Here is a 26010-nt window from a genome sequence, read left to right as displayed (position 1 = left end):
ACGACAGTACGGGAAGCACCTGTCAGTGCACCGCCGGGGCCGGTCCGTACGAGATCGACGGGGACGGGCCGGGGAATCGGAGGCCCGCCGCCGGCCCGTGGCGCGGGAAGCGCGCCGGAGGTGCGCGGGGGGGGAGCGGGGGCGTCGCGGGGCGACGCCGGATTGGCGATCGCGTACGGCTGACGCGGTCCCTCTGGTCACCGTCGTACGTCAGACGGCGTCGGAACCGGAGTGCGATCTCTCCATCGCTTCCCGGAACCGGGCGTACCCGGCGAGTTCGGTGACATCGCCGGTCGTGCGATTACGTGCGGCCCAGCCTCCCCATATCGCCGCGCCGAGAGCGGCGAAAAGCGGAATCAAGAGCCATGCGAGAGCAGCCACTACGACCTCCCTACCCCATGAGCGACCGCAACTGACGGTCTGCAGATTAACCAGCGGCAGGACCAACGCTGCTGGCAGGGGGGCGGTTACGCAAATCGGGCCTGATCGGTGCCCGTACGGTTTGCGGCGCCGAGGGAGCGGACCGGTCGTACGGGCGGGCCCGGTGGGGTCAGCAGGCGCCGACCCACTCCTCGGTGCCGTCCAGGAACCGCTGGTGTTTCCAGATCGGCACCTCATGCTTGAGGTCGTCGATCAGCTTCCGGCAGGCCTCGAACGCCTCCGCGCGGTGCGGGCAGGCGACGGCCACCACCACCGCCAGATCGCCCACGTCCAGTTCACCCACCCGATGGACGGCGGCGAGGGCGCGGACCGGGTAGTCCGCGACGACCTTCTCGGCGACCCTGCGCAGCTCGTCCTCGGCGGACGGATGGCAGGAGTAGCCGAGCGCCCCGACGTCCTGGCCACCGTCGTGGTTGCGCACCGTGCCGACGAAGAGCGCGATCCCTCCGGCCGCGTCGTCCCCCACCGCCCGGAAGACCTCGTCGACGGAGAGCGGGGTCTCGCGGATCGCCAGCAGCCGGACGGGGTCGGCCGCGGCCCGCTCGCCGGGGTGGTCGCCGCGGTGGTCGTGAAGGGATGCCATGGGGCCATGGTGCCGTACGACGGAGCCGCGGCGGAAACAGGTGTTCCCCCGCGCGGGACGGCGGGCGCGGCCGAGGGGCCGCCGGGGTCAGATCCGGCGGCGGGCCTTGCGGGCGCGGCGGACCAGGGCGGCCGTGCCGAGCAGCGCGACCGTCGCCCCGGCGGCGCCCGCCGCGGTGGCGTCCTTGCGGCCGAGCCGGCGGCCGGCCAGGGTGTGGCGGCCCTCCACCTCTTCGAGGAGTGCGGCCAGCACCTCCTCGTTGGTCCAGCGCGGCCGCCAGCCCGCGTCGTGCAGCCGGCCCACGCTGACCACCCAGGGGTGCATCGTGTAGGCGAGGTCGCCGGCCGGGGAGGGGGTCAGCCCGATCCGGTGCAGCCGGGCGGCGGCGCCCAGCGCGACCGCCGAGGGCAGCTCCATCCGGCGTACCCCGCTGAGCTCCTCGACCTGCTCCTGCTCCAGCCAGCCGTCGCAGCCGACGGCGAACTCCCCGTCGATCAATTCCAGCGCCGCGTACTCCAGCGCGCTGACCAGGTCCTCGACATGGCAGAACTGCCAGGTCGGCCGCGATCCGGCCACCACGAGGAGGCGGGGCGACTCGAAGTAGCGGGTGAGCGCGGTGTCCGTACCGCCGACCAGGACGGCCGGGCGGACGACGGTGACGTTCAGGCCGGGGTGGGCGCGCGGGGCGCGGCGGCCCAGGCGTTCGATCTCCAGCAGGTCGCCGACCCCGGTGGCCTCGGCGGTGGCCCGCAGTTCGGCGTCCTCGGAGAGGGGGATGTCGTTGTCCGGCAAGGCTCCGTAGACCATCGCGGAGGTGCAGAGCACGACCCGGTGGACGCCCACGGCCGCGGCGGCGGTCAGCACGGTCTGAGTGCCGCGCACGTTGTACGCGGTGCGGGCCGCCGGGTCGGTCTCCAGATCGAGGTCGACGGCGAGGTGTACCACGACGTCCGCGCCCCGCAGTTTCTCGGCGATGGCGGGGTCCCGCACGTCGAGGACGTGCCAGGTCACCCCGGGTACGTCCGCGCGCCGCTCGTCGATGGCGACGACCCGCCCGATCTCGTCCGACGCGGCGAGGTGCGCGGTGAGCCTCGCTCCCACTCCGGTCGCCGCGCCGGTGACCGCGACGACGGGGCCCCGCTTCCCGGAAATGTTTTTCGCGGGCTTCTTCTCGGTCGTGGGGTCGTTCAGGTTTCGCGCTCCGCGAACCTGAGGATCTGGGGAACTCACCAGGCGTCTCCAGCGGTTGTCTTCAGTACGTACCCGAGTGAGGCGTGCGTACCTGGTGGCGTCCATCCTGCCGCAGCCCGCGTCCCGGCGGAGCACTGAGCCCCTGAGCCGGAGCGGGTGTCTACGCTGGATGGTGACAAGCCGGGCATCGCCGCCGGTTCCAGCCGGCGGCCCTACGAGCCGAGGAAACCCGTGAGTGACACCCCATTCGGATTCGGCCTTCCGCCGGAGGAGCCGGAGAACGGCGACGGCAAGAAGAAGGACCCCATCGAAGGTGGGCAGGGTCAGAGCGGACCGGCGAACCCGTTCGGCTTCGGTCCCGGTGCCGCCGGGGACAACCCGTTCGCGGCCATGTTCGGTTCGATGAACCCGAACGACCTGGGCGCCGCCTTCCAGCAGCTCGGCCAGATGCTGAGCTACGAGGGCGGCCCGGTGAACTGGGACATGGCCAAGCAGATCGCCCGCCAGACGGTCTCGCAGGGCACCCAGGACGGCAGCAAGGACGCGAGCGTCGGACCCGCCGAGCGGGCGGCCGTCGACGAGGCCCTGCGGCTGGCCGACCACTGGCTGGACGGTGTCACCTCGCTGCCCTCCGGCGCGGTCACCACCGTGGCGTGGAGCCGCGCGGAGTGGGTCGAGGCGTCCCTCCCGGCGTGGCAGCAGCTGGTCGACCCGGTCGCCGAGCGGGTGGGCATGGCCATGGGTGAGGTACTGCCCGAGGAGATGCAGGCGATGGCCGGCCCGCTGATCGGCATGATGCGGTCGATGGGCGGCGCCATGTTCGGCCAGCAGATCGGGCAGGCGGTGGGCGTCCTCGCGGGCGAGGTCGTCGGTTCCACCGACATCGGTCTCCCCCTCGGCCCGGCGGGCAAGGCGGCGCTGCTCCCGCTGAACGTCGAGCGCCTCGGCAAGGACCTGAGCGTCCCGCTGGAGGAGGTGCGGCTCTACCTCGCCCTGCGCGAGGCCGCCCACCAGCGTCTCTTCGCGCACGTCCCGTGGCTGCGCTCGCACCTGTACGGCGCGGTCGAGTCGTACGCGCGCGGCATCAAGGTCGACACCTCCAAGCTGGAGGACGTCGTCGGCCAGTTCGACCCCTCTGAGCCCCAGCAGATCCAGGACGCCCTTCAGCAGGGCATGTTCCAGCCGGAGGACACCCCGGAGCAGAAGGCCTCGCTGGCCCGTCTGGAGACGGCGCTCGCGCTGGTCGAGGGCTGGGTCGACGCGGTGGTCCACGAGGCCGCGAAGCCCCGTCTGGGTTCCGCGGACGCGCTGCGCGAGACGATGCGCCGGCGCCGCGCCTCCGGTGGTCCCGCGGAGCAGACCTTCGCCACGCTGATCGGGCTGAAGCTGCGCCCGCGCCGGCTGCGGGACGCCTCGCGCCTGTGGGCCTCGCTCACCGACGCCCGGGGCCTGGAGGGCCGTGACGCTCTCTGGGAGCACCCGGACATGCTGCCGACCGCCCAGGACCTGGACGACCCGGACGGCTTCGTCCACCACGAGCAGCTGGACTTCTCCGAGCTCGACAGGATGCTCGGCGAGGCCGCGAGCGGCAGTGCGTCCCAGGCCCCGCGGTCGAAGGACCCGCTGTCCAAGGACTCCGCCCCCGAGGACACGCCGGCGGAGAACCCGACGTCCGAGGACACCCCCGGGACCGAGGACGACGGCCGGGACGGCTCCGGCCCGAAGGGCGACACGGACCGGTGAGCCTGCACGACGACGCCGCCCTCGTGCTCGAGGCGTACGCGGGCGGCGGTGACGCCGCTCAGGCGGAGCTCCGCCGGACGTACCTCGGCCATCTGGACGCCCATCCGGACGGAATGTGGAAGGCGTGCGGGGCGGGGCATCTGACCGCCAGCGCGCTGGTGCTGGACCCGTCGGCGGGCAGGGTGCTGCTGACCCTGCACAAGAAGCTCGGCATGTGGCTCCAGATGGGCGGTCACTGCGAGCCGGAGGACGCCACGCTCGCGGACGCCGCGCTGCGGGAGGCCACCGAGGAGTCCGGCATGGACGGCCTGGTCCTGCTGGCCGGCGGCCCGGTGCGCCTGGACCGGCACCCGATCCCGGCTCCCTGCCACTGGCACCTCGACGTGCAGTACGCCGCGCTGGCTCCGGCCGGTGCCACCCAGCGGATCAGCGAGGAATCGCTGGACCTGCGCTGGTTCGCGTACGACGAGGTGGCCCGGGTCGCCGACACCTCGGTGGTCCGGCTGCTGGAGTCCGCCCGCGCGGCACTCTGACCGGGCCGTACGCCACAGGGGCGGCCCCTTCCGTCGTGGAGGGGCCGCCCCTGTGGCGTGTGCGGGAGGCGTGCTCGGGCGGGGGTCAGTTCCAGGCGTTGTTCTGGTTCTGGTTCTGCGAGCCGACGCCGTACTGGCCGCGGATGCCCTGGCCGATCTGGGCGCTCTGCGGGGGCAGCACCTCGCTGGGCTGGACCAGCGCGAAGCCCTCGCCGAGGAAGCTCAGCTCCCAGCCCTCGCCGGTGTTGCCCCGCCTGCGCATGACACCCGAGGAGTGCGTCTGCGCCTGCATCTGGACCCGGAGCGAACTGGACCAGGCGACGATGGCGTCGGCATCGGCGTTGACGTACTTGTCCGGCGTGACCTGGAGCATCAGCGGCTGCCCGGAGGTCATCAGCGCGACCTTGCCGGTGCCGGTGATGTTGAGCTGGTACTTGCCGGTGCCGGAGATGCCGTACTGACTGTCCACCGCGATGACCTCGGTGTGCAGCGAGGAGTCGAGCGCCAGGACGTAGGCGCTGTCGACCGTCATCCCCGCGTGGTCGACGTCGACGATGTGGATGTACTGCGCGAGGTTGGCGAAGTACACGGTGCCCTGGCCGGTGCAGCGCATCAGGTCGAGGCCCTCGCCCGTGCGGGCGCGGGCGTTGCGCTGGGAGTTCGACTGGTACTCGCCGTCGAACTCCATCAGCCCCTGGTAGGCGACCATGGCGCCCTTGCGGGCGAGCACGGCGTCGGATCCCGTCAGGGAGACCCGCAGCAGCTGCGGGTTCTGGACGGTGTACCGCTCCGAGGACTGCTGCTCGGTGTGGGCGAAAAGCGGACTCTGCATGGTGTCTCTCCCTCCCTTCAGGACCGGACGCGGAGGCGGTCGGTGCTGTCCTCGCTCGGCTGGACGACGACGATGCCCTGGCCCGAGAAGGCCATCTGGTACGCCTCGCCGCTGCCGCGCCCGATGAGCGAGCTCGCCTTGAAGCTCCGCTTGCCCTTGATCTTGAGGTTCGGCGACCAGGCGACGAGCGCGTCCGGGTCGACGTACGTCTCGTCCTCGCCGCGGCCGCAGTCGACCACGATCGGGGTGCCCCGGGAGGTGATGGCCACCCATCCGGTGCCTTCCACGACCACGTTCCACAGGCCCTGGCCGGCGAACTTCGCCATCCCCTTGACCCGCTCGACGCCCCAGCCCAGGTGGGCGTCGAAGGCGAGGAGGTTGGTGCCGTTGACCGAGATCGACTCGTTGTTGAGGTTGATGACGACGACGTCGGCGCCGTAGTCGGCGAGGTAGAGCAGCCCGTCGCCGGAGCACTTCATGACGGGGGTGCCCTCGCCGGTGACCCACTGGGAGGCGATCTGCCGGACGGCGGGCGGGTTGGGTTCGTACTGGATGAAGCCTTCGTAGGCCACCATCGAACCCGTGCGGGCGTAGAGGTCCTGGCCGGTGGCCATGGCCACCTTGAGCATCGAGTGGCCGTGGTTCTCCATCCGCGCGGTGACGGGGGTCGGGGCGTAGCCCGCGAGTTGCTGGTTCATGGCAGGCTCCCTCAGACCTCGTAGGGCTGGACGACGATGAAGTTGCCGGGGGCTCCCCGGAACTGGAGGTTCACGGTCTCCCCGCTGTGGCCGGGGTACGCGTTGCGGCGCAGCCGGACCTGGCTGGAGATGATGACCTGGGCGGCCGAGGACCAGGCGACGACGGCGTTGCAGTCGGCGAAGGTGGTCGGCGTGACCGGCAGGACGACCGGGACGCCGTGGGTCTTGACGACCACGGTGCCGGTGCCCTGGAACTGCATGGTGAACAGGGCTCCGCCGGGGATGCCGTGGCCCTCCACCCTGCGGACCTCGTAACTGAGCGACTCGTCGAAGGCGAGGACGTTCTCCGCGGAGACGCAGATGCCGTCGCCCTGGAGTTCGATGGGGTGCAGGTGGGCGCCCTCCTCGGCGAGGAAGACCTGCCCGCGGCCCGTACAGCGCATGAGCTGCATCTCCTGGCCGGTGGCGTTGCCGACGACCCGGCCGGTGAAGCCCGCGCCCTTGTAGCCGAAGTCGACCTTGCCCTGGTACATCACCATGCTGCCCTGACGGGCCAGCACGGGGTTGCCGCCGAGGGTGAGATCGACCCGCATGAGCTGCTGGTTCTGCGGGGTCCAGCGCTGGCCGGTCGGCTTCTCCTTGTAGGGCTGGAGCGCCACCGCGAGTCCGGCTCCGGTCGTCGGCGCACCCTGCGGAACACCACCGGGCTGCTGGCCGAAAGGCACCTGCGGCTGGCCGAACGCCTGCGGGGGCTGCTGGCCGAACTGCGGCTGTCCGTACGCCTGCGGAGGCTGCTGGCCGTACGGCTGGGCCGGGGGCTGCTGGCCGTACGGGGGCGCGGCCTGCCCGGGCACCTGGCCGAACTGGGGCGGCTGCGGGGGCTGGCCGTACGGGGCGGGGGCCTGCGGCGCGAGGGGGGCGGCGATCGTGGGCGCCGCGTGCAGCGGCTGCGCGGGAGCGGGTGCCGGTGCGCCGAACGACGGTGCGGGCTGCGGCGCCTGGGGGGCGACGGGCGCACCGAAGGCCGGCGGCGCGGACGCCTGGGCCGGCGGGGCGAAGGAGGGCGCACCCTGCTGCGGGGCGGCCGGCGCCTGCTCCTCGGCGACCTCGCCGCCGAAGTTGCGCAGGAGGGCGTCGAGTCCGCCGTCGAACCCCTGGCCGACCGCGGCGAACCGCCATACGTCCTTCAGATAGAAGTCCCCGAGCATCACCGCGCGTTCGGTGGTGAATTCGGAGCCGGTGAAGGCGTATCTCACCACTTCCTCGCCGCCCGCGACGATCCGGATGTATCCGGGGCCGACCTGGGACATCTGGCCGGCGCCGTCGACGGTCGCGGTGAAGGACAGCTTGTGGATGGCGGCCGGAATGCGATCCAACGTCACCCGGAACGACTCGGTGTCACCGGACTGCGCGCCGAGCAGCTGAATGGACTCCTCGGGCGATTTCGGCTGATTGAAGAAGATGAAATACCGGTCGTCCGACAGCTGTTCATCGGCGTCGAGACCGAAGCAGCTGATGTCGAAGGTCAGTCCCGGGCCCGCGATCTGCACACCTACGTACAGATCCGTCCCTGACGTGAGATCGCTGATCTTGGCCTTGTGGCCGCGTTGGAATTCCCTGGCCATGCGTAACGACCGTCCCCCATCCCGAATGTGAATGCGTCGCGTCAGGCTATCCGCAAACTACGACATCGAGCCAAGTCGGTACACAGTCGGTACAGAGTGACCGCTCGTCACTCCTCCCGGGCGGCCGGCAGGTGCGGCAACCGGTCGGCCGCCACCACGCCTTCGAGGTACCCCCGGGCCCGCTCGGTACGCGGGTACGCCTCCAGCAGGTGCCAGAAGTCGGGCCCGTGACCGGGTACCAGCAGGTGGGCGAGTTCGTGGACGAGCACGTAGTCGACCACGTACTCCGGCATCCCCTGCAGCCGGTGCGAGAGGCGGATGCTGCCCTCGGCCGGCGTGCAGGAGCCCCAGCGGGTGTTCTGGTTGGTGACCCAGCGCACCGAAGCGGGCCGGGCCCGGCCGCCGAGGTACTGGGCGGACAGGCTCGCGGCGCGCTCGACGAGCGCACCGTCACCGAGCACCCGGCGGCTCTCCTGGGCGGCCAGCTTGTCGAGCATCACGCCGACCCAGCGGCTCTCCTCGGCCTCGGACATCCGGGCCGGGATCAGCACGATCGTGCGGTCGCCCTCGCGGTAGGCGGAGACGGTCCTGCGGCGCCGGTCGCTCCTGCGCACCTCCACCGCGCTCGTCACGGTCGGGCGGACAGGGCGGGCGGCACCGCGCTGCAGAGCAGCGGCGGAGCGCGCGGGGGTCTCCCCGGCGAGGCCGGGTGACGGATCGGCGGGCACGCTCCGACGTTACCCGCTGTTCCTTGCGGAAGTCCCGCCTCCCTTGCGGTTCCTCTCCGATCCTCGCAGGAAGCACACCATTTGAACGACTAATTCCCGCCCCTGTGGATAACTTTCGGCGGGTTTCGTGCTCCGTCGGCATTCTGTGAGCGGAGAGGCCGGAGAAGTCCGGTCAGGAAGAGCGGCCCCGACCGTAAGCGGCCCGACCGTAAAGGGAGAAAGAGATGCATCCGATGCTGAAGCCCGCGCTGCGCCGCGCATGGCGTGGACGGAGCACCGTGCAATTCGGGGTCACTCCCGCGCACGCGGTCACCTTCGGCCCTCTGGACATCGCCACGGGGAGTTTCCTGGAGCTGCTCGACGGCACCCGGGGGCTGCCCCTGCTGAAGGAGGAGGCCCGCTCGCTGGACCTGGCGGAGCGCCATGTGGACGTGCTCGTGGAGCGGCTGGCGGGGGCGGGTCTCCTGGACGATCCGCACGCGGGTGGCGTGGAGGCCGCGGCCTTGCGCCGCCGGGCCGATGTACTGGACCGGCAGCGTCCGGACGCCGCCTCGCTCTCCGTGGTGCACCCCGAACCGGGGAGCGCGGTCCGCCGGCTCGCCGCGCGGCGGGCGATGCGGGTGCAGGTCCGGGGCGCCGGCCGGGTCGGTGCCGCGATCGCGGCGCTGCTCTCGGGGTCCGGGGTGGGCCGGGTGGACGTGCTGGACGGCGGTCTGACGGAACCCTGGGACGTGGCGCCCGGCGGCCTGCCTTCCTCGGCGGTCGGCGAACGCCGCGACGCCTCGGCCCGTCGGCTCGTGCGCCGGTCGGCCGCGGGAGCTCCGCCGCGCGAGGCGGAGACGGGCGGCGGACCGGAGGCCGGTGGTCCCGGCCTGTCCCTGGTCGTGGTCGCCCCGCGCGACGGTCTCGCGGTGTACGCCCCCGACCCGGGGACCGCCGAGCCCTGGATCTCCTCGGGCACCCCCCATCTGTACGCGGGAGTGATCGAGGCCACCGGGGTGGTGGGCCCGCTGGTGCTGCCGGGAGGCACGGGATGCGCGGGCTGTCTGGGCCTGCACAGGGCGGACCAGGACGCGCAGTGGCCGCGCATGGTGGCGCAGTGGCGGACCGGGCGGCGGGGCGCGGTGCCCGCCTGCGACCTCGCCCTGTCGGCAGCGGTGGCCGGGTTCGCCGCTTCGCACGCCCTGTCCTTCCTGGACGGCGAACTGCCGGCGGCCACGGGCGCCCGCTGGGAAGCGGCGCTGCCCCTCATGGAATGGCGCGGCGAACGGATCGCGCCGCACCAGGCGTGTGTGTGCGGCGCCGCTCGCACCGCCGGGGCGCTTTCCCCCGCCTCGGGCCCCGCTCACGACACAATGGCCGGGTGACCGCCGTCGCCGGATCGACGCGATGGGCGCACCGGCACCGCAGTTCACGAACTGGAGGAGCACATGTCCGATCTTCCCCGCAAGGCGGTCACCCGCACCGCGAAACTGGCCGCGCTGCCGCTCGGCTTCGCCGGCCGCGCCACGTGGGGCCTGGGCAAGCGGATCGGCGGCAGACCGGCCGAGCTGGTGGCCCGCGAGGTGCAGCAGCGGACGGCGGACCAGCTCTTCAAGACCCTGGGTGAGCTGAAGGGTGGTGCCATGAAGCTCGGTCAGGCGCTCTCCGTGTTCGAGTCCGCGCTGCCCGAGGAGGTGGCCGGTCCGTACCGGGCGGCGCTGACGAAGCTCCAGGAGGCCGCTCCCCCGATGCCGGTGCGCACGGTCCACCAGGTGCTCGCGGAGCGGCTCGGCGAGAGCTGGCGCGAGCTCTTCCTCTCGTTCGACGACCAGCCGGCCGCCGCGGCGTCCATCGGCCAGGTGCACCGGGCGGTCTGGCGCGATGGGCGCGAGGTTGCGGTGAAGGTGCAGTATCCGGGCGCCGGGGAAGCGCTGCTGTCGGACCTCACTCAGCTCAGCAGGTTCGCGCGGCTCCTCGGGCCGTTGATCCCCGGCATGGACATCAAGCCGCTGATCAAGGAGATGCGCGACCGGGTGTCCGAGGAACTGGACTACGCGCTGGAGGCGCGGGCGCAGGAGGCGCACGCGGCCGAGTTCGCGGACGACCCCGACGTGGTCGTGCCGGGTGTGGTGCTCCAGTCGGACCAAGTGCTCGTGACGGAGTGGATGGACGGGCTCCCGCTGTCCGAGGTGATCGAGCGGGGAACGCCGGAGCAGCGGAACCGGGCGGGCCAGTTGCTGTCGCGCTTCCTCTTCTCCGGACCTGCCCGGACGGGTCTGCTCCACGCGGACCCGCACCCGGGCAACTTCCGCCTGCTGCCTCCCGCCGACGAGGAGCCGCCGCTCGTCCCCGCCCAGGAGGAGTCCCCCGAGCACGGCGGGGCGCGGGAGTGGCGTCTCGGGGTACTCGACTTCGGCACGGTCGACCGATTGCCGGGAGGGCTGCCCGAGATCGTCGGCGAGGCCTTGCGGATGACCCTGCTCGGGGAGGCGGAAGAGGTGTACGCACTGCTCCGGCGGGCGGGTTTTGTACCGGAATCGGTCGATCTGGACCCCGATGCCGTCCTGGACTACCTGATCCCGGTCATCGAACCGGCCCAGGTGGAGGCGTTCACCTTCAGCCGGGGGTGGCTGCGCACCCAAGCGGCCCGGATCGCCGATCCCCGCTCCCCCGCACACCGGCTCGGACGGCAGTTGAACCTCCCGCCCTCCTATCTCCTCATACACCGGGTGACGCTGAGCACGATCGGGGTGCTCTGCCAGCTGGGCGCGACCGTGCGTCTGCGGGACGAGCTCGAAGCATGGCTGCCCGGCTTCCCGGAGCCGGACGGCGAGGCCGGGGCCGGCGGCGAGGACGATGCGGGCAGCGAGGGCTGTGCGGGCAGCGACGAGGGCATGGAGAGGGCTGAGGGCGCGGAGGGCGTGATCGGCAGGGAGGGTGCGGAGGGTGCGGACGGCCTCGGGGTTTTGGTCGGCTCGGAAGGCCCGAGCGCGCTGGCGGGCCGCGACGGGCAAAGGACCTCCGACGGACGGGCCGAGCGGGATGCCGAGGAGGTGTAGGGCAGCACTTCCGGACGCCCGGCCGCTCGGCACCCGCGCCGGACGAGCCGGGACGCCTGGCCTGGCCTGGCCGCCAAGTCTCGGCCCTGTGAGCCGAGGCCCGGCGCCGTGTCGGTCCTACTCGGTATCGATGTTGAAGCTGGAGACGCTGCCGTCCGCCGCTGTCAGGGTGACCGGACCGAACGTGACGATCAGGGAGTTGTTTCCCTGGCTCCGGTAATAGCCGGTCGCCCTCGTGACCCGGACGGCCAGGGCCACGAGGGTGGCTGCGGCCTTCGCGTCGGCCTCGATCTTCGGCCGGGCGAGCGCGGGATGCCCGTTCGCCTCCGCCCAGTCCCGGAAGTCGCGCGCGTCGCTGCTCAGGCCGGGAAGGACGCTCGGATTCACCCAGGCCCACATCCAGGAGCCCGAGGTGGAGTTGAAGCTGCCCAGAATCTGCGCCGGTGCCGTCGCCGTCTTGTCGGGGAAGGTCCATGTGATCGTGCCGGTCGTCTGGTCGAGATCCCAGCGGTCGGCCGATCCCAGCCCCCAGGACATATGTGCGCGACCGAAGGGCTGTCCCGTAATCCGTGGTGGATCAGTGCGCGGCGTCAGATGCGGTGCATCGCAAGGCGGAGGAGCGTCCGCATACTGGATGTATGTGGACGTTCCGACAACGCGGCGAGGTGCCGTAGCTGTCGTCGCGCACCCACCAGGGATTGCGGGACAGCCCTGAGCTGTTCGATCATTTCTTCGCCCTGCGCGAGCAGCACACTCAGGTCGGCCTGATGACCAGCCTGACCAGCGCTTTCCACCTTCCTTCCCCGCTTGAACATTCCCATTCGGCCGAGTCTGTCCCGGGTTGCTGACCGGTTGGCCGGCGGCCCTTGTCCCAGGGTGGGGCCGTGGCGGTCCGGCCCGGGGGGAGCGCCCGGGCCGTCGTTTGCTCTCGAGAGACCGGGGCGACGGGGACTCACCAGAGAGCGGGGGCGAGCCGGCTTTCGATGGCCCGGATGTGGGCGCGGGCGCAGTTCTCGCAGTAGTACTGGCGCCCGTCCTTCTCCACCTCGCACATCCAGGTGGGTGGTGCGGTCGTGCCGGCGTTTGTGCCGCACCTCCCACAGAACACGTGGGGGGCTTCCGGCAGCTCGGGGTGATAGGTCTCCTCGTCCACGCCGTGACGATAACTCCGCAGGTGACGGGCGGCGCGGCAGAACGCACGACTGGAAACGAGACCGGGGCCCGCACGACACATGGACGAAATCCCACGCCGTCCGCCCGAGCGAACTCCCGTAGTCCGGGCTTCTCCGGACCCCACTCGAATGGGTGAGGAGGGTTATGGGAGCAGGGCAACGCTCCCTTGCCGAGGGGGAGATCAGGGGGTGCCGCGAGGGCGTGGACGGCGGACGCCGGAGGCGCATGTCCGCAATTCCCAGTCGGCCCGCAAGAGGGGATGTCCGCCCGAGCGTGCGGCTGTCGGCTCACCGGGCGCTGCCCCGGTGGTGGGGCCGGGCGACTTGGCGGATGCCGAAGAAGAGCGGTTGCGGCCGTCAATTTCGTACATGAACGCGCAGGCATTGCCTGAGACTGTCCCGCTACGCACACAAAAGCCTCAGTGTTGACCGGCGAACCTACCCGGCCACGCTCAACATCACGATCTTGACGCCAACGGCCAGGTCCTGACTTCACGGCCTTGGCCTTTAACCTGCTCCGCATGTCCGACAACACCACGCACGCGAAGCGCGACGACCGGCCTGAGGAATCCCGGCGGGTGCGCCTGAGCCGGACATTCGACGAGGATGCGGAGTTGTACGACCGGGCCAGGCCCGGCTATCCGCCGGAGCTGTACGACGACCTCGCGGAGCTCGCGGGTGCCCGCACCGGCAGCCGGGTACTGGAGGTGGGCTGCGGGACCGGCCAGGCCACGGTGCCGCTGGCTGAGCGCGGCTGTCGGATTACGGCCGTCGAGGCAGGACCGAGCATGGCCGCGGTCGCCCGCCGCAACCTCGCTGATGCCTCGGCGGCGCGGGTGGTGACGGCGGAGTTCGAGAGCTGGCCGTTGCCTCAGGAGCCGTTCGACGCGGTCGTCTCGGCGTCGGCGTTCCACTGGATTGACCCGGCACTGCGGGTGGCCAAGGCCGCCGACGCGCTGCGTCCGGATGGGGCGCTCGCCGTGGTGCGCACTCAGCATGTGAGGGGCGGGACCGAGGGGTTCTTCATCGAGGTCCAGCGCTGCTACGAGCGCTTCGACCCAGCGACGCCACCCGGGCTGCGGCTTCCGGCAGCCGCCGACATCGAGGGCTTGGACCATGTGCGGGAGATCGAGCGAAGCCGACGGTTCGGTCCCACCGTATGTCGCCGCTACGAGCAGGACCTCACCTACACCACGTCGAGGTATCTGGAGCTGCTGCGGACCTTCTCCGGTCACCGAGCTCTTCCGGAAGCCGCCAGGAACGGACTGCTGGATTGCATCGCGAACCTGATCGACGGGCGGTACGACGGCCGGGTGACCAGGCGCTCTCTCATCGAGTTGGCGGTGTCACGAAGGCGCTGACGCTGGTCGGCGCAGTGTGGCGACCTCCGTGACCCACCGGGTGGGACAGGGCGATGACCTGGCCGTTCGCGGACCCCGTCCGGACAGCACCCCGACAGCACCCCGCCCGCCGGGCCCGTCCTGTTCGACGGGCCCGGCGGGCGGGGTGAGGTGGGGGGGGGCCTGGGGCCTGCGCACGGAGCTGTGCTCCGGGGCGCCCGGCTCTCCTACTGCATGACTGCCATGGCGAGCGCGCGGCGAGCGCGCAGCGACGCGCGCTCGGCCTTGCGCTGCATCCGCCGGGCGTAGACCAGGCGGACGGCCCGGTGTTCCGCCTCGGCTACGGCCAGGCGGTCGTGCATATGCGCACGAGCCATGGCTTCTGGGATGAGTTGCATCTCGCGGTTCCTGTTCTGACGCGAGTCGTTCGCGCCGGAGTTCGTGACGTCGGGGGTGGCGGAGCCGACGGGCTCCTTCGTGGGGGTGGTCATGGGTGCCTGATTTCGCGGGTCATGAGTGTGGGGGCGGTCGATGGTGCCGACCAGAAGCGGTACTGCGGGAGTCATGACTCCCAGGTCGGCGGTCACGCCGCGACCGGGTTCTTGCGCGGACGGCCACGGGGCCGCTTCCGGGCGACGACGACGCCCTGGACGAAGAGCTCGCCGCCCCAGACGCCCCAGGGCTCGCGGCGCTCCTGGGCGCCGGCGAGGCATGCCTCGACGAGGGGGCAGGTCCGGCAGAGGGACTTGGCGTACTCGACGTCGGCGGGCGACTCGGCGAAGAAGACCTCGGGGTCGTAGGAGCGACAGGGCACCGGGGTGCCGAGGTTCTCGATGGCGTCGTCGAGAGCGGTGAGGGTGGTGAGGGGCAACAAGGTGGGGTCCTCCGTGGAACCGGGCGGGACGATCGAGGGGGAAGGCGGTACGGACGGGGCGTGCGCTTCGAGTTGCACGGTGGGTGGTGTCCTCGTCTGGTGTTTCCGGCTGTTGGCCGGTTGTCGGCTGGTACCAGGTACTGCTTGTCCCGAGGCTCCTTCGTCCTGTCTCATCCGTTCGGACAAAACAAAAGGGCCGCGGATCCCGAGTGGGGTTCCGCGGCCCTGAAGGCGCCGGCCTGATGCTGGATCAGGCTGGATCGCTCCAGGGTTCAGGCCCACGGAAGGCCCACATCGTGTGGTGGTACGTCGTCTGCTTCGCGCTTACGAATCCGGCACCGGCTGCCGCAAAGGCATAGGCCTGAGCCTGTTCTGCCTTCGCTCCTGCTGCCGCCGATGCCTGGATCGGTCGCTCATTGCGCTCCCGGACCACGGGCAGGGACGCCAGAGGCAACGGGCGTGCGGCGGAAATGCCGGACAGACCGGTGCCGAGAAGCGAGACATCCGAGGAGCCGAGAAGGCCGAGTGAGCATGCGGAGACGACGGGGCGATCGGTCATTTTGACGGTCTTGATGATGCTGATCACTGGAATCGCCTCCTCTCGGCGTCTCGGGGGACCGGCCGGGGCTGGTCCTGCTTATTCGGATGGGTACAGGCAAGTACAGCACGGAAGGTGGGCTTCGGAGAAGCCCGCTGTTTCCGTGGTTAAGAACCTATGGTGACGACTGGCGCGGGCGCAAACTATTTTTCCGACGAGTTTTCCTCACTCCTCGCGGGAACCCCCGCAATCTCCCCCATCCACGTCCTCACCTGCGCAGATGGCCAGTACATCGCTGCCGAAGCGGCCCATCTTGCGGTTCCCGACCCCCGGGATGGTGACGAGTTCGCGCTCGCTGCCGGGAACGGCCTCGGCGATGGCCATCAGGGTCTTGTCGGTGAACACGCACCAGGCGGGCTGGGAGAGTTCCCCGGCCCGGGCGGCGCGCCAGGTGTGCAGCCGTTCGTAGAGCGCCTCGTCCATGTCGGAGGGGCAGTCCTCGCAGCGCATCAGTTTCATCTCGCCGGCCGCGGTCAGGGTCCGGCCGCAGACCCGGCACCGCACCGGACCCCACTTCTTGCGCTGGACCGTGCCCTCGGTGCGCGTGGTCGTGACGGCGGCGCCGGGGCCCGTACCGCGGTCGATGCCTCCGCCGCCTCCGACTCCGCCCCGGGCCCCCGCCCCGGAGCCGGTGCGCAGTCCGTTGAGGAAGCGGGTGGGCCGTCGGCCGGCCCGGCCTCCCGGCGAACGCGACACCGCCCAGGAGAGCGCGAGGTGGAAGCGGGCCCGGGTGATCCCGACGTACAGGAGACGGCGTTCTTCCTCGACCTGCTCGTCGGTCTTGGCGTAGGCGATGGGCATCATGCCCTCGGTCAGCCCGACAAGGAACACCGCGTCCCACTCCAGCCCCTTGGCCGCGTGCAGCGACGCCAGGGTGACGCCCTGGACGGTCGGCGCGTGCTGGGCGGCGGCCCGCTCGTCGAGCTCCCGGACGAGATCGGCGAGGGTCGCGTCGTGCTTCGCGTGTTCGAAGTCCTCGGCCAGCCGGACCAGCGCGGCCAGCGACTCCCAGCGGTCGCGCGCCGCCCCGGAGCCGCCGGGCGGGCGGTTCGTCCAGCCCTGGGTGGAGAGCACGGCCCGCACCTGGGAGGGCAGCCCTTCGGCGGCGTCGACCAGGGAGTCGTTCCCGCCGGCGCGGGCGGCGCCGCGCAGGGCCACCCATGCCTCACGGACCTCGCGGCGTTCGAAGAACCGCTCGGCCCCGCGCAGCTGGTAGGGCACCCCGGCGTCGGCGAGCGCCTGCTCGTAGACGCCGGACTGGGAGTTCACCCGGTAGAGGACGGCGATCTCCCCCGCCGGCACGCCCGCCGCGATGAGGTCGCGGATGCGGCGGGCGGTTCCCTCCGCCTCGGCCGGTTCGTCCGCGTATTCCGTGTAGAGGGGCTCGGGGCCCTTGTCGCGCTGGGAGACGAGTTCGAGGCGGTGCTCGGCGGCCCGTCCGCTCGCCTGGCTCAGGAGCCCGTTGGCCAGGTGGACGACCTGCGGGGTGGAGCGGTAGTCCCGGACCAGCTTGACCACGGTGGCGTTCGGGTGGGCGGTACGGAAGTTCAGCAGGTGGTCGGGGGTGGCGCCGGTGAAGGAGTAGATCGTCTGGCTGGCGTCGCCCACCACGCAGAGGTTGTCCCGGCCGCCGACCCAGAGGTCGAGCAGCCGCTGCTGGAGCGGGCTGACGTCCTGGTACTCGTCGACCACGAAGTGCTGGTACTGGGCGCGGACGCTCTCGGCGATGTCCTTGCGGTCCTGGAGGATCGCGACTGTGAGCAGCAGCACGTCCTCGAAGTCGATCACGGACCGGTCGCGCTTCAGCTGTTCGTACGTCGCGTAGATCTTGGCGAGCTCCGCGGGGTCGCGGGGGGCGTCGCGGAGGCTCTTGGCCACGGCGGCCGGGTAGTCGGCCGGAACGGTCTGGGTGACCTTGGACCACTCGATCTCGCTCGTGGCGTCACGGAGTTCGTTGCGGTCGAGACGGATCTCACAGCGGGCCGCCGCCTCGGCGACCATCTGCACCTTGCGCTCCAGCAGCCGGGGCAGCTCGCCACCGACTGCTTTCGGCCAGAAGTACTGGAGCTGGCGCAGTGCGGCGGAGTGGAACGTGCGCGCCTGCACCCCCGTGGCGCCGAGCTGGCGGAGGCGTCCGCGCATCTCGCCGGCGGCCCGGTTGGTGAACGTGACGGCCAGCACGGTGGACGGCTGGAGGATCCCGGCGCGGACGCCGTACGCGATGCGATGGGTGATCGCGCGGGTCTTGCCCGTGCCCGCTCCGGCCAGTACGCACACCGGCCCGTGCAGGGCGAGGGCGACCTCGCGCTGCTCGGGATCGAGCCCTTCCAGGACCGCGTCCGGGGACTCGGGCACCTGGGGGAAGAGGGTGGAATGCGTTGCTGCTGTCACCCTGCCATGCTGCCAGGTCGCCGGAGGCCACCGGGATGGTTGTCCACAGGGGTGACGCATCCGTCATACCGGCGGGGACTGCGGCGGGGGTGGCCGTGGGGAACCGGCGAGGGGGAATGACGACGGGGACGACTGCGGGAATGACGGCGGGAATGACGGCGGAAAAGGCAACGGGGATGACGGCGGGGAATGGCGACGGGGCCGCGCGCGTTGTGAGGGCGGGTTCTGCGTCCATCATCCTGCTTCGGGTGCATGGTGCGCGGACCCGGGCACCGCACCTTTTCGGCCTTTCCGGCTTCGGCCTTTCCGGCTTCGGGCGTGCGGCGAAACGGACGAGACGACCAGAGGAGCACCAACGACATGCCGGGCACAGTGACGATGTACAGCACCACGTGGTGCGGCTACTGCCGCCGCCTCAAGGGCCAGATGGACCGCGAGGGCATCGGGTACACCGAGATCAACATCGAGCTGGACCCGGAGTCGGCCGCCTTCGTCGAGAAGGCGAACGGCGGAAACCAGACGGTTCCCACCGTCCGGATCGTTCCCGCGCAGGGCGGCTCCGAGGTCGTCATGACCAACCCCAGCCTCGCGCAGGTGAAGCAGGCGCTCGGCGCCTGACCCGCCGCACGCGGTACGACTGCGCACGAGGCCCCGCCCGGTGAAGAACCGGGTGAGGGCCTCGTTCGCTTGCCGCGGTGGCGGGGGCAGGGCCGCCGTGCGGGAACGGGCGCCGCGTGGGAACGGGCGCCGTGCGCGTGGTCGGGCCTGGAGAAGCTTCCGGCCCTACCGCGCTGGTCAGGCCTGGAGAAGCTTCAGGAACTGGCTCTCGAACTCCCTCGGGTCCCCGCTCAGCGAGGCCTTCACCATGTGGGTGAACTCGTCCACGACGACCTCGTACGCCGCCGCCTCGACACCGTCGAGAGCCGCGCGCGCGACGTCCGCCGGTGCCATTTTGGGCACGTCGTACCCCTTCATCATGTCGGTGTCGGCGGCGCCGAGGTGGACCGAGGTGACGGTGGTTCCCTGTCCGGCCAGCTCCTGGCGCAGCGCGTTGCCCATGCTCCAGACGGCCGCCTTCGAGACCCCGTAGGCGCCGTTGCCGGGGAAGACGAACCAGGACGCCGAGGACGCGATGTTCAGGACGGCGCCGCCGCCGTTCTTCTCCAGGACCGGCGCGAAGGCCCGGACCATGGAGAGGGTGCCCCAGAAGTTCACGTCCAGGGTGGCGCGGACGCCGGTGAGGTCGCCGAGCAGGGTGCCGCCTCCGATGCCCGCGTTGTTGACGAGCAGGTCGACGTCGTGAGCCGTGCGGGCGACGGTCGCGACGGCGTCGGGGTCGGTGATGTCGAGGGCGAGGATCTCCACGCCGTCGAGGTCGACGGCTTCCGGCCGACGTGCGGTCGCGTAGACCTTCGCGCCCCGCTCCACGAGCTGGGCTGCGAGGTGGCGGCCTATGCCGCGGTTCGCTCCGGTGACGAGCGCTGTGGCTCCGCTGATGTCCATGCACGTACGCTAAAACCTCACGCCGACGTGAGGTTCAAGTCCATGCCCGGATCGGGTCCGAACGAGTTCCGGCATCGGAGCATAGGACCGGATGAAACGGCCGAGGACGACCGGACGAAGGAGGCTGGACGCGATGCGTATCGGGAGGGTCGCCGAACGCGCGGGGGTCAGCGTTCGGGCCATGCGCTACTACGAGGAGCAGGGGCTCGTCGTCGCCGCCCGTGGTCCGGGGGACCAGCGCCAGTACGCCGAGTCCGACGTCGAGCGGGTGAGGTTCATCCAGCTCCTCTACTCGGCCGGGCTGCCGAGCAAGGCGATCCTGGACATCCTGCCGTTCGCCGACACGCTGGTCGCGACGCCGGAGATGACGCTCCGGCTCACCGGCGAACGCGAGCGCATCCAGGCCCGGATCGAGGACCTGACCCGGGCACGGACACGCCTGGACGAGCTGATCGGCCTCGCCGGGCAGTACACGGAGTCGTCACCGGCCGTGTGCTCACCCGGCTCCGGCTGAGGTTGCGCGCGGCAAGGGCGGGAGCGGGCCGGGCGGGAGCGGGCCGGACCGGGCCCGGGGTCCGCGGCCGTACCCCACCGGAGCGGTGACCACCGACCGCTCCGGCCCGCACGGCCTGTCCCGTCCCGCCCGACCGGGCCGTCCACCGCCCGACCGGCCCGCTGCCCGCCGCCCGTCCCCCGGCCTCAGCCCAGCGGGCGGACCTTCGGGAGGGGCTTGCCGTACCACATCTCGATGAGCCGGGCCGCGATGGAGATGCCGTTCGGGGGCAGTACCTCGCCCGACTCGAAGGCCTCCGTCAGTTCGTCGCGGGAGAACCAGCGGGCTTCCTCGATCTCGTCGCCGTCCACGTTTATCTCCGACGTGGTGGCCCGCGCCATGAAGCCGAGCATCAGGCTGGACGGGAAGGGCCAGGGCTGGCTGGCGACGTACTCGACCTCCCCGATGGTGATTCCGGCCTCTTCCAGCACCTCGCGGGCGACCGACTGCTCTATCGACTCGCCCGGCTCCACGAACCCGGCGAGGGTCGAGAACCGGCCCTCGGGCCAGTGCACCTGGCGGCCGAGCAGGGCGCGGTCCTGGTCGTCGACGACCAGCATGATCACGGCGGGGTCGGTACGGGGGTAGTGCTCGGCGCCGCACGCCTGGCAGCGGCGGATGTGCCCGGCCGCCGCGATCATGGTGCGCTCGCCGCAGCGGGAGCAGAAGCGGTGCAGCCGCTGCCAGTTCTCCAGGGCCACCGCGTGGACCATGAGGCCGGCGTCCCGGTCGCTGAGCAGCATGCCCGCCTCGCGCAGTCCGGCGGGCCTGGCCTGCTGGTCCATCCGGCCGGGCAGCGAGTCCTTCTGGAGGGCGAAGTAGCTGACCCCGTCCCCGTCGGTGCCGAGGAAGTAACGGTGGGTCTCGGTCAGGGGGGCCTCGAAGGCCGGTGTCATGACGATCTCGGTGCCGCCGTCGGCGGTGTCGTCGACCAGCACCTGGCCGCCGGAAACGACGAAGACCTTGGTGGTGGGGTGGCTCCAGGCGACGGCGAGCCACGCCTCGTCCAGACGGTGGTGGGCCGCGCGGTCGATGCCGCTCGGGGCGGTGAGGCCGATGGGGCGGTTGGTGTGGTCGGTGCTGAAGGTACTCACAGTTCTTGCTTCCTACTCCCCCGGGGCGGATCGGGTACTCAGTTGTTGCGGCGGAGTGCGGCGGCCAGTTCACCCCAGAGGTGGGCGGTGGTCTCCACGCCCTTGAAAAGGAGGCCGAGCTCGACTTTTTCGTCGGGGGCGTGCCAGCCGTCGGACGGTACGGAGATGCCGAGGAAGAGGACGGGCGCCCCGAGCACGTCCTGGAGGTCGGCGGCGGGGCCGGAGCCCCCCTCCCGGGTGAAGAGGACCTGTTTGCCGAACGCCCGCCCCATGGCGCGGGCCAGCGCCTGGAGGGCGGGGTGGTCGAGCGGGGTCAGACAGGCCCGGGTCGCGGGGGTGAAGGTGATCCGGTGGCGGATGCCCGCGGGCATCCGGTCCTCGGCCCAGCTCCGTACGAGCTTCTCCACCCGGTCCGGGTCCTGGCCCGCGACCAGCCGGAAGCTGATCTTGACCAGCGCGGAGGAGGGGATGATCGTCTTGCTGCCGGCGCCCTGATAGCCGCCGCCGATGCCGTTGACCTCGGCGGTGGGGCGGGCCCAGACACGTTCGAGGGTGGAGTAACCGTCCTCGCCGGAGGCAGCGGTGGACTTGGCGGTGCGCAGCCAGGCGGCCTCGTCGAAGGGGAGCTCGGCGAAGAGAGCGCGCTCGGCGTCGCTGAGTTCGGCCACCCCGTCGTAGAAGCCGGGGACGGCGACGCGGCCGCGCTCGTCGTGGAGGGCGGCGACCAGGCGGGCCACCTCGGTCGCGGGGTTGGGGACGGCACCGCCGAACGATCCGGAGTGGATGTCCTGCTCGGGGCCGTACAGCTCGATCTCGCACTCGGCGAGGCCGCGCATGCCGGTGCAGACGGTCGGGGTGTCCTCGTCCCACATGCCGGTGTCGGAGACGATCACGATGTCGGCGGCGAGGCGCTCGGCGCGTTCCTCGGCCAGGGCGCGGAAGTGCGGGGAACCCGACTCCTCCTCGCCCTCGACGAGGAGCTTGAGGTGGACGGCAGGGGTGGTGCGGCCGGTCGCGGCGAGGTGGGCGCGGACGCCGAGTGTGTGGAAGAACACCTGGCCCTTGTCGTCCGCGGCGCCCCGTCCGTACATCCGCCCGTCCCGGACGACCGGTTCGAACGGCTCGGTGTGCCAGCCGTCCTCGCGGGCGGCGGGCTGTACGTCGTGGTGGCCGTAGACCAGGACGACGGGGGCGTCGGGATCGTCGGAGGGCCACTCGGCGAAAACCGCCGGGGCGCCCGGCGTCTCCCAGACCTCGGACACCGGGAACCCGGTGTCCCTGAGCTTGTCGGACAGCCATGCGGCGCTGCGCCGTACGTCCCCGGCGTGCTCCGGCTGGGCGGAGACGGAGGGGATGCGGAGCCATGCCGCGAGGTCTTCGAGGAAGGACTCGCGGTGCTGCTCGATGTACGGCTGGACGGCGCTGTCCGGGGTGTCGCTCATGCCATTGAGCCTAACGGGCCCGCGGAGGTTGCTCATCCAGCAGCAGGCGCTCCAGCTCCGGCCGGCCGGGCAGCGAGCGGGGCCGGACGGTCTCTCCTGTACGTACGTACAGGAAGGTCGCCGTGACGGATTCGACGGGCAGGTCGTGGAGTTCGGCCCAGGCGAGCCGGTAGACGGCGAGCTGGAGCGGGTCGGCGGTGCGGTGGCGGCTGGTCTTCCAGTCGACGATCTCGTGGCTGCCGTCCTCCGCGCGGTACACGGCGTCGATCCTGCCCCGGACGACCCGCCCGGCGAGCGAGATCTGGAAGGGGGTCTCGACCCGGTACGGGGTGCGGCGGGCGTACTCGGTCCGCTCGAACGCCTCCTTCAGTTCGGCGAGCTCGCGTTCGTCGGCGATGTCGTTCTCGTCTCCGTCGCCGCCCGGGAGTTCGTCGGGGCCGAGCATCGGCAGCGGGAGCTCTTCCCAGCGGGACTCGACCCAGGCGTGGAACCGGGTGCCCCGGCGGGCGGCGGGCTGCGGCGGGCGGGGCATCGGGCGGGCCAGCTCCCGCGCGAAGGCGTCGGGGTCGTCGGCGAGCAGCAGCAGCTGGGTGGCGGAGAGCGAGGCGGGTACGACGACGTCCCGCACGGTGGCGCGGGCCCGGCGCAGCTCACCGGCGAGGGCGTCGAGGTCGCGGTCCCAGGAGGCGAGGATGCGGCTCTCCTCGGGAGTCAGCTCGCTGGGCGGCCGGGCGGCGGGGATGTACGGGTGAGGGGCCTCAGGGACCTCTGCCGTCTCAAGGGCCTCTGCCGTCTCAGGGACCTCATGCACCTCCGTGACCTCAGGAGGAGTCTCAGGAGCCCCAGGGGCCTCATGGACCCCACGGGCCTCATGGGCCTCATGGGCCTCATTCGTCCCGGAGACCTCGGGACGGTCGGTGGTGAGGGAGTCCCAGTCTTCCTCGTGAGGCTCCCCGTACTCGTCGTAAGGCTCGTCGTCAGGCTCCCCGTCCTCCTCGCCCCGAACGGGGGCCGGGTCCGGCTCGGCGTACGGGAGCGCGCCGGCACCCGCCCAGGCGTCCAGGTGCGCGAGGACGGTGTCCCGGGCGGCCCGGCGGCGGGCGGTCGCGGTGGGGTCCAGGGGCAGCGGCCAGGCGATGTCGGCGTCCTGATCGGCGAGCGCCGGGTTCTCCTCGTCGGCCTCCGGCTCGTCCGCCCAGATCTCGATCTCGCCGTGTCCGGCGGCGCAGTGCTCGTACAGCGCGTCCAGGAAGGCCGAGGGGCCCCGGGTCTTCTTCTGCGAGGGGCCCCACCAGTGGCCGGAGCCGAGCAGCAGGGAGCGGGGGCGGGTGAAGGTGACGTAGCCGAGGCGGAGCTCCTCGGTGTGCTGGTGCTCCTTCATCTCCTGCTGGTACGCCTTGAGCGCCTTGGCGTCGTAGGTGTCCAGGGCGGGGAGGGTGGCCGCGTCGCCGCGCAGGGCGTGCGGGAGCACCTGCGCCTGGGAGGTCCAGGACTCACGGGCGCGGCTGCTGGGGAACTGGCCGGTGACCAGGCCGGGTACGGCGACCACGTCCCACTCCAGGCCCTTGGACTTGTGGGCGGTGAGCACCTTGACGGTGTTCTCGCCGCCCGGAAGGGCGTTGTCGAGCCCCTTCTCGTACTGGGCGGCGGTGCGCAGGAAGCCGAGGAACGCCAGGAGGGTGGCCTCGCCGTCGAGGGAGGCGAAACCGGCGGCGATGTCGAGGAAGTTGTGGAGTGTCTCGCGGCGACGGGCGGCCAGCGCCTGCGGGGAGGCGGACAGCTCGACTTCGAGCCCGGTGGTGGCGAGGACCCGGTGGAGTACGTCCATCAGCGGGTCGGCCAGCGAGCGGCGCAGGTCACGCAGTTCGGCGGCGAGGCGGGCGAACCGGACCCGGGCCTCGGCGGAGAACGCCAGTCCGTCGTCCTCGGCGCCGCCTTGGTCGAGGAAGGTGTCCAGGGCGTCCGCGAGGGAGACGACCTCGGCCGGGTCGGTGCCCTCGACGGCTTCGGCGAGCCGCAGGTCGGCGTCGGCTCCGCCGTCGCCGTCGACAACGAACGTGCGGTGGACGAGGAGGCGGGCCCGGCGGCCGAGCAGGGCGAGGTCGCGGGGGCCGATGCGCCAGCGCGGGCCGGTGAGCAGCCGGACCAGGGAGGCGTTGGCGCCCGGGTCCTGGAGGACCTCGCAGACGGCGACCAGGTCGGCGACCTCGGGGAGGTGGAGCAGTCCGGACAGGCCGACGACCTCGACGGGGATGTCGCGGGCCACCAGCGCGGCCTGGATCTGCGGGAAGTCGGATGCGGTGCGGCAGAGTACGGCGATCTCGGCGGGCGCGGTGCCGGTCCGCACCAGGTGGGCGAGGGAGTCGGCGAGCCAGTCGATCTCCTCGGCGTGGGTGCGGAGCAGGGCGCAGCGGACGATGCCGTCGTGTTCGGCCCCGGGTGCGGGGCGGAGCGCCTCGACGCCCTCGTGGCGGGCGCGCAGCGGTTCGGCGAGGCCGTTGGCGAGCTGGAGGAGGCGTCCGCCGCTGCGGCGGTTCTCGCTGAGGCTGTGGCGGGTCGCGGGGGTGCCGTCGGCGTGCGGGAAGTGCTGGGGGAAGTCGTCCAGGTTGGCGACGGAGGCGCCGCGCCAGCCGTAGATGGCCTGGCAGGGGTCACCGACCGCGGTGACGGCGTGCCCGGTGCGGCCGGCCGGGCCGTGGCCGAAGAGGGCCGAGAGCAGCAGCCGCTGGGCGACGGAGGTGTCCTGGTACTCGTCGAGCAGCACCACCCGGAACTCGTCGCGCAGCAGGGCGCCGACCTCGGGCCGGGTGAGGGCGAGCTCGGCGGAGAGGGCGATCTGGTCGCCGAAGTCGACCAGGTCCCGGCCGCGCTTGGCCTGCCGGTAGCGCTCGGTGAGGGTGAGCAGTTCGCCCCGGGCCCGCGCGGTCCCGGGGAGTTTGCGCAGCTGCTCGTTGGAGAGCTTGACGCCGTCGAGGGTGCCGAGGAGCGCGGTGTCGTACGCGGCGAGGGCCTCCGGCTCGACCAGGTGCTCGGCCAGCTCCCCGTCGAGCGCGAGGAGGTCGCCCACCAGGGTGGGGAAGGAGTGGGTGAGCTCCGGGTACGGGCCCGGGGCGTCGCGCAGCACGCGGGCGGCGAGCTGGTAGCGGGTGGCGTCGGCGAGCAGCCGGGTGGTGGGCTCCAGCCCGATCCGCAGCCCGTGGTCGGTCAGCAGCCGGCCGGCGAAGGCGTGGTACGTGGAGATGCTCGGCTCGCCGGGCGGGTTGTCCGGGTCGATGACGTCGGGGTCGGTGACCCCGGCGGCCACCAGGGCCTTGCGGACGCGTTCGGCGAGTTCGCCTGCGGCCTTGTTGGTGAAGGTGAGGCCGAGGACCTGTTCGGGGGCGACCTGGCCGGTACCGACCAGCCAGACCACGCGGGCGGCCATCACGGTCGTCTTGCCGGAGCCGGCTCCGGCCACGATCACCTGCGGGGCGGGCGGCGCGGTGATGCAGGCCGTCTGCTCCGGGGTGAAGGGGATGCCCAGCAGCTCCTTGAGCTGCTCGGGATCGGTGAGACGTGAGGACACCCATGAACGGTAACCGGGCGGGCCGACATCGTGTCCCGGGCTTGTGGGCACCGCTCCATGGGC

Annotated in this window: 25 protein-coding genes; 7 read left to right on the top strand and 18 right to left on the bottom strand. The window is 71.8% G+C overall.

Annotated elements, in window-relative coordinates; all coding sequences use genetic code 11:
* Nucleotides 1–210 precede the first annotated feature (210 nt).
* The 3 genes from OHA55_RS21935 to OHA55_RS21925 form a co-directional block, all read right to left on the bottom strand.
* Nucleotides 211–381, bottom strand: a complete 171-nt coding sequence (locus OHA55_RS21935) for a hypothetical protein (RefSeq protein WP_266708887.1) — start codon at nt 379–381, stop codon at nt 211–213.
* 169 nt (nt 382–550) lie between these two features.
* Nucleotides 551–1024: a molybdenum cofactor biosynthesis protein MoaE gene (locus OHA55_RS21930; protein ID WP_266708885.1), complete on the bottom strand. Its 474-nt coding sequence runs from the start codon at nt 1022–1024 to the stop codon at nt 551–553.
* An 87-nt stretch (nt 1025–1111) separates the two neighbouring features.
* Entirely contained in the window at nt 1112–2254 is a 1143-nt protein-coding gene (locus OHA55_RS21925; protein ID WP_266708883.1) for an SDR family oxidoreductase, read from the bottom strand.
* Nucleotides 2255–2446: 192 nt separating this feature from the next.
* Between OHA55_RS21925 and OHA55_RS21920 the strand changes: the two genes are divergently transcribed.
* Nucleotides 2447–3958: a zinc-dependent metalloprotease gene (locus tag OHA55_RS21920; RefSeq protein WP_266708881.1), complete on the top strand. Its 1512-nt coding sequence runs from the start codon at nt 2447–2449 to the stop codon at nt 3956–3958.
* The gene (locus OHA55_RS21915; RefSeq protein ID WP_266708879.1) at nt 3955–4491 is read left to right on the top strand and encodes an NUDIX hydrolase; all 537 of its coding nucleotides are present in this window, start codon (nt 3955–3957) and stop codon (nt 4489–4491) included. Before OHA55_RS21920 ends, OHA55_RS21915 begins: the two co-directional genes overlap by 4 nt.
* Nucleotides 4492–4576: 85 nt before the next feature.
* On the opposite strand, the gene OHA55_RS21910 is transcribed toward OHA55_RS21915, so the two are convergent.
* From OHA55_RS21910 to OHA55_RS21895, 4 genes are all read right to left on the bottom strand, one after another.
* Complete coding sequence (locus OHA55_RS21910) at nt 4577–5323, bottom strand: AIM24 family protein (RefSeq protein ID WP_266708877.1); 747 nt, start codon at nt 5321–5323, stop codon at nt 4577–4579.
* Between the two features lie 17 nt (nt 5324–5340).
* Entirely contained in the window at nt 5341–6021 is a 681-nt protein-coding gene (locus OHA55_RS21905; protein ID WP_266708875.1) for an AIM24 family protein, read from the bottom strand.
* An 11-nt stretch (nt 6022–6032) separates the two neighbouring features.
* Complete coding sequence (locus tag OHA55_RS21900; protein WP_266708874.1) at nt 6033–7646, bottom strand: TerD family protein; 1614 nt, start codon at nt 7644–7646, stop codon at nt 6033–6035.
* 107 nt (nt 7647–7753) lie between these two features.
* On the bottom strand, nt 7754–8374 hold the full coding sequence (locus tag OHA55_RS21895) for a M48 family metallopeptidase (protein ID WP_266708873.1): 621 nt from the start codon (nt 8372–8374) through the stop codon (nt 7754–7756).
* A gap of 224 nt (nt 8375–8598) precedes the next feature.
* Between OHA55_RS21895 and OHA55_RS21890 the strand changes: the two genes are divergently transcribed.
* Together OHA55_RS21890 and OHA55_RS21885 are read left to right on the top strand one after the other, a co-directional pair.
* The gene (locus OHA55_RS21890) at nt 8599–9741 is read left to right on the top strand and encodes a ThiF family adenylyltransferase (RefSeq protein ID WP_266708872.1); all 1143 of its coding nucleotides are present in this window, start codon (nt 8599–8601) and stop codon (nt 9739–9741) included.
* Nucleotides 9742–9804: 63 nt separating this feature from the next.
* On the top strand, nt 9805–11415 hold the full coding sequence (locus tag OHA55_RS21885) for an AarF/ABC1/UbiB kinase family protein (RefSeq protein WP_266708871.1): 1611 nt from the start codon (nt 9805–9807) through the stop codon (nt 11413–11415).
* A 117-nt stretch (nt 11416–11532) separates the two neighbouring features.
* Here OHA55_RS21885 and OHA55_RS21880 read toward each other — a convergent pair whose 3' ends face one another.
* From OHA55_RS21880 to OHA55_RS21870, 3 genes are all read right to left on the bottom strand, one after another.
* Nucleotides 11533–11952, bottom strand: coding sequence for a DUF6882 domain-containing protein (locus OHA55_RS21880; RefSeq protein ID WP_266708869.1), 420 nt, complete (start codon nt 11950–11952; stop codon nt 11533–11535).
* Between the two features lie 53 nt (nt 11953–12005).
* Complete coding sequence (locus OHA55_RS21875) at nt 12006–12236, bottom strand: hypothetical protein (protein ID WP_266708867.1); 231 nt, start codon at nt 12234–12236, stop codon at nt 12006–12008.
* Between the two features lie 131 nt (nt 12237–12367).
* Nucleotides 12368–12568, bottom strand: coding sequence for a hypothetical protein (locus tag OHA55_RS21870; protein ID WP_266708865.1), 201 nt, complete (start codon nt 12566–12568; stop codon nt 12368–12370).
* Nucleotides 12569–13108: 540 nt separating this feature from the next.
* On the opposite strand from OHA55_RS21870, the gene OHA55_RS21865 reads away from it, so the two are divergent.
* Nucleotides 13109–13948 carry a class I SAM-dependent methyltransferase gene (locus OHA55_RS21865; RefSeq protein WP_266708863.1) on the top strand — a complete coding sequence of 280 codons (840 nt, stop codon included), beginning with the start codon at nt 13109–13111 and terminating at the stop codon, nt 13946–13948.
* Between the two features lie 206 nt (nt 13949–14154).
* Here OHA55_RS21865 and OHA55_RS21860 read toward each other — a convergent pair whose 3' ends face one another.
* The 4 genes from OHA55_RS21860 to OHA55_RS21845 all read right to left on the bottom strand — a co-directional run bounded on the left by OHA55_RS21860 (nt 14155) and on the right by OHA55_RS21845 (nt 17790).
* The gene (locus tag OHA55_RS21860) at nt 14155–14493 is read right to left on the bottom strand and encodes a hypothetical protein (RefSeq protein WP_266710900.1); all 339 of its coding nucleotides are present in this window, start codon (nt 14491–14493) and stop codon (nt 14155–14157) included.
* Between the two features lie 17 nt (nt 14494–14510).
* On the bottom strand, nt 14511–14879 hold the full coding sequence (locus OHA55_RS21855) for a WhiB family transcriptional regulator (protein WP_266708861.1): 369 nt from the start codon (nt 14877–14879) through the stop codon (nt 14511–14513).
* Between the two features lie 172 nt (nt 14880–15051).
* On the bottom strand, nt 15052–15387 hold the full coding sequence (locus OHA55_RS21850; protein ID WP_266708859.1) for a hypothetical protein: 336 nt from the start codon (nt 15385–15387) through the stop codon (nt 15052–15054).
* Nucleotides 15388–15564: 177 nt separating this feature from the next.
* Entirely contained in the window at nt 15565–17790 is a 2226-nt protein-coding gene (locus tag OHA55_RS21845) for an ATP-dependent DNA helicase UvrD2 (RefSeq protein WP_323180437.1), read from the bottom strand.
* Nucleotides 17791–18150: 360 nt separating this feature from the next.
* Here OHA55_RS21845 and OHA55_RS21840 point away from each other — a divergent pair, with 360 nt between their 5' ends.
* A complete protein-coding gene (locus tag OHA55_RS21840) occupies nt 18151–18408 on the top strand; it encodes a glutaredoxin domain-containing protein (RefSeq protein ID WP_266708857.1) in 258 nt (85 codons plus the stop codon).
* 177 nt (nt 18409–18585) lie between these two features.
* On the opposite strand, the gene OHA55_RS21835 is transcribed toward OHA55_RS21840, so the two are convergent.
* Entirely contained in the window at nt 18586–19293 is a 708-nt protein-coding gene (locus OHA55_RS21835) for an SDR family oxidoreductase (protein WP_266708855.1), read from the bottom strand.
* A 133-nt stretch (nt 19294–19426) separates the two neighbouring features.
* On the opposite strand from OHA55_RS21835, the gene OHA55_RS21830 reads away from it, so the two are divergent.
* Nucleotides 19427–19807, top strand: a complete 381-nt coding sequence (locus OHA55_RS21830) for a MerR family transcriptional regulator (protein ID WP_266708853.1) — start codon at nt 19427–19429, stop codon at nt 19805–19807.
* Between the two features lie 185 nt (nt 19808–19992).
* Here OHA55_RS21830 and nudC read toward each other — a convergent pair whose 3' ends face one another.
* Genes nudC through OHA55_RS21815 form a run of 3 tightly spaced genes read right to left on the bottom strand, consistent with a single transcriptional unit; the run spans nt 19993 to nt 25947 of the window.
* Nucleotides 19993–20940, bottom strand: a complete 948-nt coding sequence (gene nudC / locus OHA55_RS21825) for an NAD(+) diphosphatase (RefSeq protein ID WP_266708851.1) — start codon at nt 20938–20940, stop codon at nt 19993–19995.
* Nucleotides 20941–20978: 38 nt separating this feature from the next.
* Nucleotides 20979–22382, bottom strand: a complete 1404-nt coding sequence (locus OHA55_RS21820; protein WP_266708849.1) for a dipeptidase — start codon at nt 22380–22382, stop codon at nt 20979–20981.
* Nucleotides 22383–22392: 10 nt separating this feature from the next.
* Nucleotides 22393–25947 (bottom strand): UvrD-helicase domain-containing protein, encoded by a 3555-nt coding sequence (locus tag OHA55_RS21815; RefSeq protein ID WP_266708847.1) that lies wholly within the window; start codon nt 25945–25947, stop codon nt 22393–22395.
* Nucleotides 25948–26010 lie beyond the last annotated feature (63 nt).

Origin of the sequence: Streptomyces sp. NBC_00102 (genome assembly GCF_026343115.1) — a bacterium.
Lineage (GTDB): Bacteria > Actinomycetota > Actinomycetes > Streptomycetales > Streptomycetaceae > Streptomyces.
This window is presented reverse-complemented; position numbering and strand designations above follow the sequence as displayed.